This window comes from Nocardia sputi, from assembly GCF_023501985.1.
The window spans coordinates 1-13,930 of sequence record NZ_JAMFLC010000006.1 but is presented as its reverse complement, the minus strand read 5'-3'; the positions used below and the strand labels follow the sequence as shown (position 1 = coordinate 13,930).

Below are 13,930 nucleotides of genomic sequence, written 5' to 3'. Positions count from 1 at the left end.
CGACGAGAGCCAGGAGTCAGTGAGCGACCACACCGCTCATTTCGTTCGGGGTGCTCGGCAGCGTGACACTCGCCGTCTTCGCTCCGGTCTCCAGCTCGATGCGGTGGACCTGCTTGGTGGCGGGGTCCGAGACGTAGGCGGTGCCGCCGCGAACGAACAGCGCGGGCCGCGGCTTCTGCCATTCCAGCGGTTCCTGCCAGGTCCCCGTGACCGGGATCGTGCGCACGACGGCGCCCGCGACGGGATCGATGACGTGGATGCGGCCATCGGTGCCCAGGACCAGGGCTTCGCCGCGCGGGCCGCGGGCCAGCGAGCGGAAGGTGTAGCTGGTGCCGATATCGACCAGACGCAACGCGCCGGTGACCGTGTCGATCAGCGAGATCTGCTGCGGTCGTTCGAGTTCGGCGTCCTTGTCCTGCTTGTAGTCGCCGAGGACGATGGGCGAGGTCTCGCTGCCCGCCTGGTTGCCGATCCGGCCGTACTCGGTCGGGCTGGTCACTTTGGTGATCGTGCCGTTGCGGTAGACCAGCACGCCGTTCTGGCAGCCGATCACGACGGCCTCGCCCGCGGCGGTCGCCTCACCGTGCACGCCGGGGCAGTCCTCGTTGCGCGCCTTCTCGGTGCGGTTCTTGTCGAGCACCACGATCCCGGTCCGCTTCTCCTCGGTGCCGAGCGTCACGACGAGGTCTCCGTTGGCGAGTTCGATCGCGACGCCGTGGTGCGGGGCGGCCGCGCGGTAGGTGGAGGTCTTCGGTTGCCCCTCGGTGAGTTCGGCCGAGTCGAAAGCGACCACTTCACCCGTTCCGTCGCTGAACAGCACGGTCCGTCCGGCATGCCGCACCACGTGGCCGGGCTCGGGGGCGGGGAACGCGGTGCCGGTGAATTCGGCCGCGGCGGCGTCGAGGACTCGGAAGCCTTCTTTGGTCGAGACGATCAGGTGGCGGTCGTCGCCCGCCGGGTTGAGCCGGTTGAAGCCGTCGAGGTCGACCGTGCTCGCGAGTCGGAGGGTGGTTCCGTCCAGTACGTGGATTCCGCCGTCGTAGGTGACCGCGACAGGCTCGGCGATCTGTTCGCGCCGAGAGTCCTGCGCCGGGGAATCGTCGGCGCCGCATCCTGCGACGGCGAGTGTCAAGGTCAGCAAGCCGGTCAGGGCAGCCGATTTCGTGGTTGGTGACCGCATGGGTGACTCCGTCTTTCGTTCTGTGGGTGGGCGCTAAGGGGCGGTGAGGCCGCGCACGATGGACTCGGTGTTGGCCCGCATCATTTCCAGGTAGGTGCCCGCGCCGCCGCCCGGTTCGGTGAGCGACTCCGAGTACAGGGGGATCACCTGCACGTGCACACCCGCTTGGTCGGCGAGCACACGCGCCAAACGGTCGGGTTGCGAAGAATCGGCGAAGATCGCGCCGACCCCGGCGGCCCGGATGGTTCCGGCGAGGGCGGACAGATCCGACGGGCTCGGCGAGGCCAGCGTGGTTCCGCCCGGGATCACGGCGCCGACCACGTCGAAGCCGAATCGCTGCGCCAGGTAACCGAAGACGTGGTGGTTGGTGACCAACTTGCGCCGCTCGGCAGGGATCGTCGCGAATCGCTCGGCCATCCACTGGTCGAGTCGATCGAGTTCGGCGAGGTAGCGGTCGGCGCCGGTGCGGATGGCCGCCGCGTCGACACCGTCGACATGCTCGATGATCCGGTCCCGGATGACCTCCACCGCCCTGCGCACACGGCGCGGATCGGTCCAGAAGTGCGGATCCGGCCTGCCGTTCCCATCGTCGGCGGAGTAGTTGATCGGATCGATCGCCGCGCCGACGGAAACGCCTGCCACCCCGGACTTTTCGGCAGCCTCGACATTGCGCAGCACGCTCTCCTCAAGACCGAGACCGTTGTAGACGATCAGGCTCGTGCGTTCGAGCAGGGCCGCCTGCTGAGCGGAGATCGCGAAGAAGTGCGGGTCCGCGTCAGCCTGCATGAGCACGGTGACCTCGACGGTGTCGCCCGCGACGGCGCGGGTGAGGTCACCGAGGATGTTGGTGGTGACGACGATTCCTTCGCGGTTCGCGCCGGAAGTCGAGCATGCGGTGAGTGCGAGCAATGCGACGCCGATCAGCGCGCACAGCCGTGCGGTGAGTTTCATCGGCCGGTCTCCACCATCGTTGTCGGGTTGATGTCGAGGTCGAATGTGCGTGCGGTGCGCAGGTTGTCGGTGTAGTCGATCTCGTGGACCGCACGCCCCGCGGGATCGTTGACGTAGGCGCGGTGCTCGTCGACGAGGATCAGCGGCGCAGGCGCACCGGGGCGTACCGGCGCGGTGAGTGGTCGCGCCGCCGCGGACTCGCGGCCGGACGCGGCGTCATAGCCGTGCAGGAGGCCGTCTTCGGTGAGGGTCAGCAGCGCGGCGCCCTCCCCCGCCGTGTTCGCCGCTACCACGGGCCCGGTGTCCACCGAGGTCCAGGTCTTGCGCCTGACGTCGAGCACCCAAACGCCCCGCCGACCGGCCTTCGCCACCAGCGTCGCGCTGCCGGGGCGATGGAAGAACTCGACCGCGCGGTCGGCCTCGGCGGTCCCTTGCGGATAGGGGATCTTCTCGCCCGTGAACTCCGCGTTCCGTGCCGTCACCACCAATGCCCCATCGGCGCAACCGAAGACGACGCCGCGCCTGGTCACCGCCGAGCCGCGCGGATGCGGGCAGCGTTGCGCCACGACCGCGACCTGCGCGCCGTCCCGGGTCCGGACCTCGATGTGCTCACGGCCGGGCACGGCCACGAGCAGGTGCTCTGCGTACGGCACGGCGGCTCCGTCCGCGATCGCGCCGCGTTCGGTCGGCGACCCCGCGCCGAGCGCGGAGCGGTCCAGCAGCCTGGTGCCGCCCGTTTCGAAAGCCACTGCCGTGACCGCGCTGTCACCGCGCGTCGCGGCCACCGGACCGCCGGTGAGCGTGCCCACATCGCGGGCGGACGCGCGGTAGTAGTGCACGTGGTCGCCGTGGTCGACCGTCCACGCGCCCGCGTCCACGATCCGCACCCCGCCGCGGGCGGACAAGAAGGCGAAGCGCCCGTCGGTGCTCACGCGGTCGACGCCTTCCATCCTGCCGAGATCGATGACGTCCTCGGTGATGAGGTCGAGCACCCGCACGGCGCCGGTCCCGTTGTCGGCCACGACCAGACGCGGCTGCGCTTCATCGGTCTCCTCCGCGCCCGCCACGTATCCGTGGGGCGTCGGCGCCGCAGGTGGCGGGGATTCGGTGGTCCCGCAACCGATCAGAGGTGTGATCGCGGCGAGGACCAGCAGCAGTGCCAGTGGTCTCGGGGTCGCGCGCGCGGAGCGGACCCGATCGCGCAGCCAGGCCGACAGCGCGGAGACGAAGAACAGAGCGACGGCGGTCGCCGCGATGGTCGCCCCCGCCGCGGTCCCCGCGTGCCAGGAGATCAGCAGCCCGGCAACGGTGGCCACCGCGCCGAGCGCCGCGGCGGTGAGCATGATCAATGGGATGCGATGCACCCAGTAGACGGCCGCCGCGGGCGGCGCGATGAGCAGACCGAAGACCAGCAGCGTGCCGACGATGTGGAAGGACGCCACGATCGCGAGGGTCACCAGGCCGATCAGCGCCACGTTGGCCACGCGGGGACGCATCCCGAGGGTGTGCGCCTTGCGTGGGTCGAAGGTGAGTGCGACGAACGCCCGGTAACCCAGCACCGAGACCACGAACGCGATGACCAGGGCCGCAGCCAGATACCACAGGTCACGCTCGCCGACAGCGAGCACATCACCGAAGAGGAAGCCGGTCAGGTCGACCGCGAACGAGGGCGAACGCGACACGATGATCACGCCCGCCGACAGCATCCCGACGAACAGCAACCCGATGCCGGTGTCCGCGGCGAACCTGGTGCTGCGGCCGAGCACCGAGACGCCGACCGCCATCGCCGCGGCGCTGCACGCCGCACCCAGCAACAGGTTGCCGCCGAGCAGCGCGGCGATCGCGACGCCGGGCAGCATGCCGTGCGCCATCGCGTCGCTGAGGAAGGCCATGCCGCGCACCACCACCCATGTTCCGGCCAGCGCGCACAGGCACGACACGAGCAGTCCGCCCCACAACGCCCGCTGCACGAACGAGACCTCGAACGGGGCCAACCACTCCATGACGCATCACTCTACAATGAGAATGATTTTCATTTCAACGAGGAGATCGGAGTAGCCATGCCGCCGCCAGCTGTCCATGTCGCCGGGGTGACGGCCGGGTACCGGGGACGCCCCGTCCTGCACGAGCTCACCGCCACGATCCCGGGCGGACAGGTGACGGCGCTTGTCGGCCCCAACGGGTCCGGAAAGTCCACTCTGCTCGGCATCCTCGCCGGAGTCATCGCGCCCACCGTGGGCACCGTCCACCGGGAGCATCTGCGGCGCCCGGCATTCGTCGTGCAGCACAGCGGCGTTCCCACGACTCTGCCGATCACCGTCCGGGAAACGGTCACCATGGGTCGTTGGGCACACCGCGGCGCATGGCGGCGCCTCACCCGGCAGGACCGCGCCGTCGTGCGCGCGTGCCTCGACCGGATGGACATCACCGACCTGGCCGAACGCAGGCTCGACACCTTGTCCGGGGGGCAGCGTCAACGAGCGCTGCTCGCCCAGGCGCTCGCGCAGGAATCGGATCTGCTCTTGCTCGACGAACCGACCACCGGCCTGGATTCGGCCGCGCAGCAGGAGATTTCCGAGGCCATCCGCCGGGTGGGAGCCCAAGGCGTGACGGTCGTACACGCCACGCACAGCCGCGAGGACGCCCTGCGCGCCGACCATTGCCTGCTGTTGGACGACGGTCGCGTGACCGGCCACGGTGATCCGCACACGATCTTGCACCAGGACGCCGAACCGGTTCGCGCCGCCGTCGACTAGCGCGGCACTCCGGGCATGCCGGCGAACAGGATCTGAAAGACCTCGGGTGGATTGGGCGTGACTACGGTGGACGGCGCGAAGGGCGCGCCCTCGTTCGTGTCGGTGACCACGTAGTCGGCATGACTGCCGGGGACCCGGTCGAGGATCCCGGCGCAGCGTGGCCCGCCGGTCGCGTTCACTTTCGGCAAGTCATCGGGGTATTCGTAGGGTTGCGCGCCGTACATGAAACTGGCGTTGAAGATCGCGCCGGGCTTGTTTCCTCCGATGATGGCCTCGGCCGCGGGAAGCGCTGTCGCTATGCCGACGACTACGCAGTACAGCACGGGTGAGTACGTGTCCAGCAGCGCACTGGTAGGCCGCAGGATCTCCAGCGCGGTGGTGAGCTCTCGCTCGTTCTCCGCGAGCGCCGACCGGGTGGTGCCGGCCAAACCGATGAGGTTGAGCAGCACGGCGTCGAGGTCTCGCGAACCGTGAGTGAGCGTCCCGCTCGTCGTGATGAGATTGTCCGCCGTACGCAACAGATCGGGTGCGGTGTCGGCATACAGTCCGGTGACCTCTCCCGCGGCCGACAGATCCCGCCGCAGCGCGGGCAGGCTCGGGTTGAGCTGCCGCAGGTAGTCGTCGGTGCGGGCGAGCAGATCGCCCAGCCGGTCGCCGCGCCCGTGCAGTGCTGTGCTCAGCGCGGCCAGAGTGGCGTTGAGTTCGGCCGGTTCGACCTCGGCCAGGATCTCGCTCAGGTGCTGGAACAGCGTGTTGTATTCGACGGTGACCGATTCCGCGCGGATCGTCGCGCCCGGTCGGATGGATGTCGGCGCGGGAATGTTCGGCACGACGAAATTGACGTATTTGGCGCCGAATACGGTGGTGGAGCGGATATCCACCGTCGCGTTGGCGGGCACCAGCTCCAGGAGTTCCGGGTCGAGCGCGAGACGTAGGCGCGCCTGGTCGCCACGAGACTCCACCGCGCTCACCCTGCCGAGCTCGACACCCCGGATGCGCACCTTGGCATCGGTATCGAGGACCAGTCCCGAACGCGGTGTCTCGACGGTGACGGTCACCGTCGAGCGGAACCGTCCGGCGTACATCGAAACGGCGACCACGACTATCGCGCCGATGAGCAGGATCATCCCCGCACCCGCGACTTTAAACCGCACCAGCCGCCACGTCACCACAATGGTCTGTCTGCCGAAATTCATTGTCGAATCCACCGATCACTTCTTGTCGCGGGCTGTGCGGAGACGGCGGTGCGGCACAGCTGCGGCCCCGAGCCGTCCGGCCTGGGCGACGGCGATCGCCTTGCCGGACGGTCGCTAGCCGTAGTACTGTCCAGACACGTGTCCATCATAAAACTTGGACACTTATCTGGGGAAGGATTTCCAATGACTCTGGTGAAACCACGTCGGGTATCCGGAGGCGACCACGAGCACGGTCATCTGGAGGAGTTCCGCGTCGACCCGATCGGCCTGATGCGCCGGGTCCGGGAGGAGTGCGGCGACGTCGGATCGTTCGATCTGGCGGGGCGTCAGGTGATCCTGTTGTCGGGCGCGGAGGCCAACGAATTCTTCTTCCGTTCCGGTGACGAGGACCTCGACCAGGCCGCCGCCTACCCCTTCATGAAGCCCATCTTCGGCGACGGCGTCGTCTTCGACGCCAGCCCGGAGCGTCGCAAGGAAATGCTGCACAACCAGGCGTTGCGTGCCGAGCACATGCGCGGGCACGCCGCGACCATCGCCCGTGAGGTCGAGCGGATGCTGGCGCGCTGGGGCGACGAGGGCGAGATCGACCTGCTCGACTTCTTCGCCGAACTGACCATCTACACCTCCTCGGCGTGCCTGATCGGCGTGAAGTTCCGCAACGACCTCGACGACCGATTCGCCCACCTCTACCACGACCTGGAACGAGGCACCGACGCGCTGGCCTACGTCGACCCGTACGCGCCGATCGAGAGCTTCCGCCGCCGCGACCAGGCACGCGCCGAGCTGGTCGAGCTGGTACAGGCGATCATGGATCGCCGGGCGGCCGACCCGCCGACGGGCAAGGACGACCGGGACATGCTCGACGTGCTCATCTCGATTCCCGGCGACGACGGCAAGCCGCGATTCAGCGCCAGCGAGATCACCGGCATCTTCATCTCGATGATGTTCGCCGGCCATCACACCACCTCCGGCACGGCGGCCTGGACGATCATCGAACTGCTGCGCCATCCCGAGGTGCTCGGCCAGGTCGTGGCCGAGCTCGACGAGCTCTACGCCGACGGCTCGGACATCAGTTTCGGAGCGCTGCGGCAGATTCCGCACCTGGAGTCCGTCCTGAAGGAGACGTTGCGCCTGCACCCGCCCCTGATCATCTTGATGCGGGTGGCCCGAGGCGAGTTCGAGGTCTGCGGTCATCGCATCGAACCCGGCGACCACGTCGCGGCCACCCCCGCGATCTCGAACCGGATTCCGGAGGACTTTCCCGATCCGGACGCTTTCGATCCCGGCCGCTACATCGATCCCAACCAAGAGGACATGGTCAACCGCTGGACCTGGATTCCGTTCGGCGCCGGCCGCCACCGCTGCGTCGGCGCGGCGTTCGCGCTCATGCAGTTGAAGGCGATCTTCTCGTTGTTGTTGCGCGACTGGGAGTTCGAGATGGTCCAGCCGTCGGAGAGCTACCGCAACGACCACTCCAAGATGGTCGTGCAACTGGCCCAGCCCTGCACCGTCCGCTACCGACGGCGCCGCAAGGACGACGACATCCGCTGATGGGCCCGGCGTGGGCTCCCCGCCGGCAGCGCCGGGGAGCCCGCACCCGAAGCTATTCGTATCGCACCCGCCAGCTCTTGATGCCGTTGATCCACCCCGACCGCAGCCGCACGGGTTCGGATACCTGACGCAGATCGGGCATCACGTCGGCGATGGCGTTGAACATCAGATCGATCTCCAGCCGGGCCAGATTCGCCCCGACGCAGTAGTGCGTGCCGGTGCCGCCGAAACCCACGTGCGGGTTCGGATTGCGCAGGACATCGAAGGCGTACGGATCCTCGAAGCCCTCTTCGTCGAAATTGGCCGAGCTGTAGAACAGTCCGAGCCGCTGGCCCTGCCGGATGGACTGCCCGCCCAGCTCCAGATCCGCTGTCGCGGTGCGCTGGAAGGCCGTCACCGGCGTCGCCCAGCGCACTATTTCGTCCGGCGCGGTGCGCGGACGCTGTTGCTTGAAGGTCTCCCATTGTTCGGGATTGTCGATGAAAGCCTTCATCCCGTGCGTGATGGCATTGCGGGTGGTCTCGTTGCCCGCCACGGCGAGCAGGATGACGAAGAAGCCGAACTCGTCGGAGCCGAGCGCCTCGCCGTCGACATCGGCGTGCACGAGCTCGCTCACGATATCGCCCACCGGACAGGCGCGGCGCTGCTCGGCCATGTTCCAGGAGTAGCCGAGGATCTCCGCCGAGGCCATGGCGGGATCGCCGTACTCGGGATCGTCGTAGTTGAGCATCTGGTTGGACCAGTCGAACAGCTTGCGCCGATCCGACTGCGGCACACCGATCAGCTCGGCGATCGCCTGCAACGGAAGTTCGCAGGCGACCTGTTCGACGAAGTCGCCGCCACCGGCCTGTTTGGCTCCGTGCACGATACGAGCGGCGCGTTCGGTGAGTGCGGCTCGCAGGTTCTCCACCGCGCGCGGCGTGAATCCCTTGGAGATGATCCGCCGGATCTTGGAGTGTTTGGGCGGGTCCATGTTCACCAGCAGCGCGCCGGTGACCGCCATCTGATCGGGCGTGATGTCGCCGGGCAGGCGGATGATGGCGCCTTTGCGCTCCGAGGAGAACAGTTCCGGGTGCTTCGAGATCTCCTTGATGTCGGCGAGTTTGCTGACCACCCAGTAGCCACCGTCGCGGAAACCACCGGATGTCTCGTCGGATTGCGCGTTCCACCACACGGGTGCGGTTCGCCGCAGCTTCGCGAATTCCTCGACCGGACGACGGTTCTGCCATAACGCCGGGTCGGTGAAGTCGAATCCGACCGGCAGTGCCGGTGCTGCCATAGCTACCTCCTAGATGAAACGTGCGAGCCGATCAGCGCGCCGAACGGCGTTGTGCGGCCGTGTGTTCCGGACGGACGGACGAAAGGTCGGCCGCCTCGTCACCCTCGGCTCCGCACAAGGAGGCGGCGGCACGCCCCGCGACGAGCGGCAGGTCGAGATAGGTCCGCACACCCGGTTCGGCGGCGACGACGTAGGGAATCGAGTTCACGCAGTGCATGGCCGTGGCGACGATGCCGGGATTGCGGGCCAGACCGGCGGCGGTACTGTGGGCGTGCATGCCGGTGAACGTCACCGTCGCGCCGGGATCGCCGACGATTTCGACCTCGTAGCGCTCACCCGAGGGCCCGAACGTCCACGGCGGATCCAGGTTCTCGGTGCCCATGAACCAATTCACCGCGGCCGTGATCACCGCCTCGCCGTGAACGGTCCCCTGCCAGCGGAATCGTTGCGCGGCCACGCGTCCCGGCGCGATCGGGCCGATGGGCGAATCGATCGGCGCGGTGGCCACCGCCACCTCGTGCGTCACCCGCAGCCGTTCGTCGAGCGCGATGCCCAGCGCTTCGGCGATCATCCACACCGACTGGCTGTAGCCGCCCGCGAGCACGTTCGCCATGACACTGGTCGCGGCCTGTTCCGGCGTGGCGCCGAACAGCATCCAGTCGCGGACCACCTCGGGCGCGCCGTAGGTGCGGATGTCGGAGAACTCTTCGGCGCGCACTTCGGTGATCGCGCCCGACAGCGCCGATACCACCAGCGGGATTTTCTCGGTGATCCCGCCGGGATGTATCCCGGTGCCGTGCAGGGTCACCCCGGCCGCGCGGCACAGCTCGTCGTAACGCTGCCGCTCCGCGCGCCGCGGATGAAACCAGCCCAGCGGAGTGACGATGTTCTTGCCGGACCGCAGGATCGCGCGCACCGTCTCGGTGTCGGCCATGAATGGGCTGTACAGCACGCAGTCGGCCGGCGTGGCGAGCAAGCGGTCCACGTCGGTGGTCGCCCGCACCCCGATCGGCGGGCGGCCGACCAGCTCGCCCAGATCCACGCCGTCCTTGCCCACGCTGTGCACCCAGGCTCCCACCAGCTCCAGCTCGGGATGGTCGAGGACGCCCTCGATGGCGGCCCGGCCGACCCCGCCGGTCGCCCACTGGATCACGCGGATCATGTCAGTCCACCTTGTGATCGGGTCCGCGATCGGCCACATACTGTTTGGCCCACCGGTAGTCGGGTTTGCCGCTGGGCGCCCGCACGATGGCGTCCGCGACCCAGATCTGTTTCGGCACTTTGTATCCGGCCAGGAAGTCGCGCACGTGCGCCTGCAGGTCGCCGAACTCGACCGGCCCGGGGCCGGACAGCGACACCACCGCGGCGACCTGATGCCCCCAGCGCTCGTGGGGCACTCCGATCACCACCGCGTCGTCGATCGCGCCGTGCGCCTTCACCACGCTTTCGACCTCTTCGACGAACACTTTCTCGCCGCCGGTGTTGATCACCATGTTGCCGCGGCCGATCAACGTGATCGAGCCGTCGGTCTCGGCACGGGCTCGGTCGTCGGTGACGACCATGCGCAGGCCGTCGACGGTCTTGAACAACTTCTCGGTCTTGCCGGGATCCTTGTAGTAACCGATCGGCACGTTGCCGGTCTTGGCCAGCCAGCCTTCCGATCCCGGGGCGACGGGGTGACCGTCGTCGTCCACGACGACCGCGCCGCGGCCGGTCTGCACGCGGGGTCCGCGCGCGGGATCGTCGTGCTTCTGGGCGAACCCGATACCGCCGAAACCGGTTTCCGACGATCCGATGGAGTCCGAGACGACCGCCCAGGGAAACAGTTCCAACAGCGTGTTCTTCACCGGTTGCGACAGCAGCGCGGCGCCGGAGGCGATCGCCAGCAGCCCCGAGGCGTCCACCGGCTCGCCTCGGTAGGCCTCGATCAACGGTCTGGCCATGGCGTCGCCGGTGATCACCATGACCTGAGGTCGTTGCTCGGCGACGGTCCGCCAGACGCGTCCGGCGTCGAAGCGGGACTCGAAGATCACGGTGTTGCCCGACCACAGCGCCGTGAAAGTGGGCATCATGGCGGCGGCGTGGATCAGCGGCGGCAGCACCAGCCAGGTACCCGGATCGTTCCGGGCACCGGCGCGCGACTGCTGGAACTCGTCGGCGACCGGTTCGCCGGTGTAGAAGTCGATGCCGCCACCGAGGACCCGCCACATGTCCTCTTGCCGCCACATGACGCCTTTCGGCATGCCGGTGGTCCCGCCGGTGTACATCATGAACAGGTCGTCCCCGCTGCGCGGCACCACCGGGCGTTCCGTCGGCCGGGCGGCGAGGGCGGACTCGTAAGCCGTCGCCGCGGCATCGGCCACGCCGGAGAATTCGTCGGCGACGCAGATCGTGTGCCGCAACGTGGAGGTCAGCGCAGCGGCTTCCCGGACGGTTCCGACGTAACAGGAGTGGTGCACGAGCACCTCGAGATCCGCGTTGTCGTAGACGTAGGCCAACTCGGTGACGCCGTACCGGTAATTGATGTTGATCGGGACGGCGGAGAGTTTGAAGCACGCGATCAGCGTCTCCATCGTCTCGATACTGTTGTGCATCTGGAAACCCACGTGGGTGCCCGCGCCGACGCCGATGCTCGCCAGATGGTGCGCGAGCTGGTTGGCGCGGTCATCGAGTGCACGGTAGGTCACCCGGCGGCCGGACTGGATCAGAGCCACCCGTTCGGGCATGGCGTCCACGGAGTGCTCGAAGAGGTCGGCGAAGTTGTTGGCCATGGCAGTCCATCTCTGAGTGGGCGGTCACACGACGGTGAGGGGAAGGGGTATCCCCCGGTCGGTGAACGTGAACGCGGCGCCGGTGCTGAACCGGGTGATCGCGACCTCCGTCGCCTCCCGGATCGGTTTCTCGCCGAGCGTGACGGCGGCGCTCCAACCGTGTTCGCCCGCCGCGACGACCTCCGCGCTGAAATGCGGATTCACGCCGCGTACCAGGGCGTTCAGCGGCTCGATGTGCTCGGGGGCGAGCATCGACGGCCAGGTTCCGTCGGTGTGCGCGCCGCTGGCGGACGGGAACGCCACTGTGACGGTGTTGTCGGTCATGCCGATCTCGACACCCGTGTAGGGCAACGGGTTCAGGGCGGGATGCAGGCGCAGTACCGTCGCCAGCGCGGCGGCGTCGTCGCCGAGGCCCAGGCAATTCCGCAGCCGCTCGCTGGTGATCCCGGCGATCCCGGCGAACTGTTTGCGGCCGATCTCCAGCGCCGCCGCCGCGTCTGCCCGCGCGCGCACCGCGATCATGAAACCGAGGGTGAGCAGATGGTGTTGCAGGCAGACCTCGTCGGCCAGACGCACCAGCGCGGATCGGGAGAAGTCCGCGAAGCGCACATCGCTGAGCAGTGGACCGGAGTAGTCCGCCCGCCCTTCGTCGTCGCGGTCGATCGCGGTCAGCTCCAGCCCGGCCGCCGCCGATCCGGCGACCAGGTCGGCGTCGGGCGGCACCGGCGGCGGCACGTGAGCGGGGTCGATGACGACCGTCCACGCGCACACCGGTTTCCGGTCGGCCGGCCGTCGCGGCGGGCGGTGGATCGGCCGGACCTGAGCGTGCGGGTTGGTGGCCAGCGCGGTCGCGTCGAAAGTCGGGTCCTCGATGTCGTGGCACATCGACACCACGAAGTCCTCGCCCATGGGTTCCACGTCGGCCAGTGCGCCGCAGTGGTCGAGCCAGAACTCTCCGCGGTGGTCATCGTCGACCCGGAAACGGAAGTCCATGAACTGCGGTGGAGCGCCGATATCCAGTTGCAGGCCCTTGAAGATGGTCTCCACGCCCTCACCGGCGAAGCCGAGCGCTCGCTGCATGCGCCGGGTGTAGACCGGGCTGGCCACCTGCCACTCCGCGATGGCGATCTCGGTCATGCCCTCGCGACCGAACGCGCCGAGCGAGTGCGCCATGCCGGAACGGTCGATGAGGTGTCCGCACAAGAGCAGTTCGGGAAGCAGCGCGGCCAAGGTGTCCCGACCCAGGTCGGCGAATCGGCTGTGTGGTGCAGTCATGTCGGTCACCACAGCGCGACGGGCGATTCGCCGACGCGATACCAGCCGGGCAGCGGCTTGCCGGAGGTCGAGCGCTCGATGCGCTTCTGCATGCCCGGCGTGAGCGCTTTGTTCGTGATCATCTCCAGGAACAGCGCCGAGACGTTGCCGAAGTCGAAGAAGTCACGCTGCCAGGACCATTGGAAGTCGCCGCCGTAGCGGAACCAGCTGCCGCCGATGCCTTCCGGCGAATAGTTGCGCCCATCCGGTCGTTCGGCATCGCTGATCTGCTTCCAGAATCCGATGACGTTGCCGGTGCGTTCGTCGACCACGAATTCCTGATAGGGGTAGGTCCAGCCCTCCAGCCCGGCCATCTCCTGGCCGAGTGCGAGTTCGCGGATCTCCTCACGTCCGACGGCCATGAATTCCTGGGTGGGACCGTAATTCCACCCGTAGGTGGCGTCCTCGGTATACATCTGCGCGAGCGGCTTCCAGTCGCCCTTTTCCTCGCAGCGCTGGTTCTCCACGATCCAGCGCTGGATCATTTCGTCGAGCTCGGCGCGATCGAAATCTGGCATCAGTCGGTACCTTTCGGTGCGGAGTCGGTCGCGCCTTCAGCGATCGACAGGGCTTGGGTGGGGCAGTAACGGATCGCATTCGCCACGGCGGACCGCAGGTCGGCGTCCGGGGCGTCGTCGAGGATTTCGACCTGGCCGCGTTTGGGGACCGTGAACACCTTCGGCGCCTCGGCCTGACAGACCGCGTGTCCTTGGCACAGATCGAGGTCGGCCCGGATTCTCATGATCGGCTCCTCGCGGCCGGGCGCGGACACCTCGGCACACGGATCCGGTGGGATCGACGGCTCATCGGGTCTCCACGGTGATGGGCAGGTGCGCGAAACCACGCACGTTGGACGAATGAACACGCACGATCCCCGACTCCACGACCTCGAAGGACCGCACCCGCGACGCGAACTCCCCCAACGCGACCCT

General features: G+C 68.0%; 12 protein-coding genes and 1 pseudogene. 2 read left to right on the top strand and 11 right to left on the bottom strand.

The genetic code is table 11. The annotated features are described in order from the left end of the window. Positions 1-16 precede the first annotated feature (16 nt). The 3 genes from aztD to aztB are packed head-to-tail and all read right to left on the bottom strand — an operon-like array spanning position 17 to position 4,134. Positions 17-1,180: a zinc metallochaperone AztD gene (aztD, locus tag M8859_RS11180; RefSeq protein WP_159930276.1), complete on the bottom strand. Its 1,164-nt coding sequence runs from the start codon at positions 1,178-1,180 to the stop codon at positions 17-19. A 33-nt stretch (positions 1,181-1,213) separates the two neighbouring features. Beyond that, positions 1,214-2,131, bottom strand: coding sequence for a zinc ABC transporter substrate-binding protein AztC (gene aztC, locus M8859_RS11175; protein ID WP_159930275.1), 918 nt, complete (start codon positions 2,129-2,131; stop codon positions 1,214-1,216). After that, a complete protein-coding gene (aztB, locus tag M8859_RS11170; protein ID WP_249644183.1) occupies positions 2,128-4,134 on the bottom strand; it encodes a zinc ABC transporter permease AztB in 2,007 nt (668 codons plus the stop codon). Before aztB ends, aztC begins: the two co-directional genes overlap by 4 nt. Before the next feature lie 57 nt (positions 4,135-4,191). On the opposite strand from aztB, the gene aztA reads away from it, so the two are divergent. Beyond that, positions 4,192-4,887 carry a zinc ABC transporter ATP-binding protein AztA gene (gene aztA, locus M8859_RS11165; RefSeq protein WP_195070736.1) on the top strand — a complete coding sequence of 232 codons (696 nt, stop codon included), beginning with the start codon at positions 4,192-4,194 and terminating at the stop codon, positions 4,885-4,887. Here aztA and M8859_RS11160 read toward each other — a convergent pair. Then, positions 4,884-6,083, bottom strand: coding sequence for an MCE family protein (locus tag M8859_RS11160; protein WP_249644182.1), 1,200 nt, complete (start codon positions 6,081-6,083; stop codon positions 4,884-4,886). The genes aztA and M8859_RS11160 overlap by 4 nt on opposite strands. A 183-nt stretch (positions 6,084-6,266) precedes the next feature. On the opposite strand from M8859_RS11160, the gene cyp51 reads away from it, so the two are divergent. Beyond that, entirely contained in the window at positions 6,267-7,634 is a 1,368-nt protein-coding gene (gene cyp51, locus M8859_RS11155) for a lanosterol 14-alpha demethylase (RefSeq protein ID WP_159930272.1), read from the top strand. Between the two features lie 52 nt (positions 7,635-7,686). On the opposite strand, the gene M8859_RS11150 is transcribed toward cyp51, so the two are convergent. The 7 genes and pseudogenes from M8859_RS11150 to M8859_RS11120 form a co-directional block, all read right to left on the bottom strand. Then, complete coding sequence (locus M8859_RS11150) at positions 7,687-8,913, bottom strand: cytochrome P450 (protein WP_159930271.1); 1,227 nt, start codon at positions 8,911-8,913, stop codon at positions 7,687-7,689. Positions 8,914-8,944: 31 nt separating this feature from the next. Beyond that, positions 8,945-10,075 (bottom strand): NAD(P)H-dependent amine dehydrogenase family protein, encoded by a 1,131-nt coding sequence (locus M8859_RS11145; RefSeq protein ID WP_249644181.1) that lies wholly within the window; start codon positions 10,073-10,075, stop codon positions 8,945-8,947. A 1-nt stretch (position 10,076) separates the two neighbouring features. Then, positions 10,077-11,684: an acyl-CoA synthetase gene (locus M8859_RS11140; protein WP_195070738.1), complete on the bottom strand. Its 1,608-nt coding sequence runs from the start codon at positions 11,682-11,684 to the stop codon at positions 10,077-10,079. A gap of 24 nt (positions 11,685-11,708) precedes the next feature. Continuing rightward, complete coding sequence (locus tag M8859_RS11135; protein ID WP_195070739.1) at positions 11,709-12,959, bottom strand: hypothetical protein; 1,251 nt, start codon at positions 12,957-12,959, stop codon at positions 11,709-11,711. Between the two features lie 5 nt (positions 12,960-12,964). Further along, complete coding sequence (locus M8859_RS11130) at positions 12,965-13,516, bottom strand: Cif family virulence factor (protein ID WP_159930267.1); 552 nt, start codon at positions 13,514-13,516, stop codon at positions 12,965-12,967. After that, on the bottom strand, positions 13,516-13,740 hold the full coding sequence (locus tag M8859_RS11125) for a ferredoxin (protein WP_159930266.1): 225 nt from the start codon (positions 13,738-13,740) through the stop codon (positions 13,516-13,518). The genes M8859_RS11130 and M8859_RS11125 overlap by 1 nt, the downstream gene beginning before the upstream one ends. A 61-nt stretch (positions 13,741-13,801) precedes the next feature. After that, a pseudogene (locus tag M8859_RS11120) lies at positions 13,802-13,930 on the bottom strand (cytochrome P450); the annotation flags it as partial.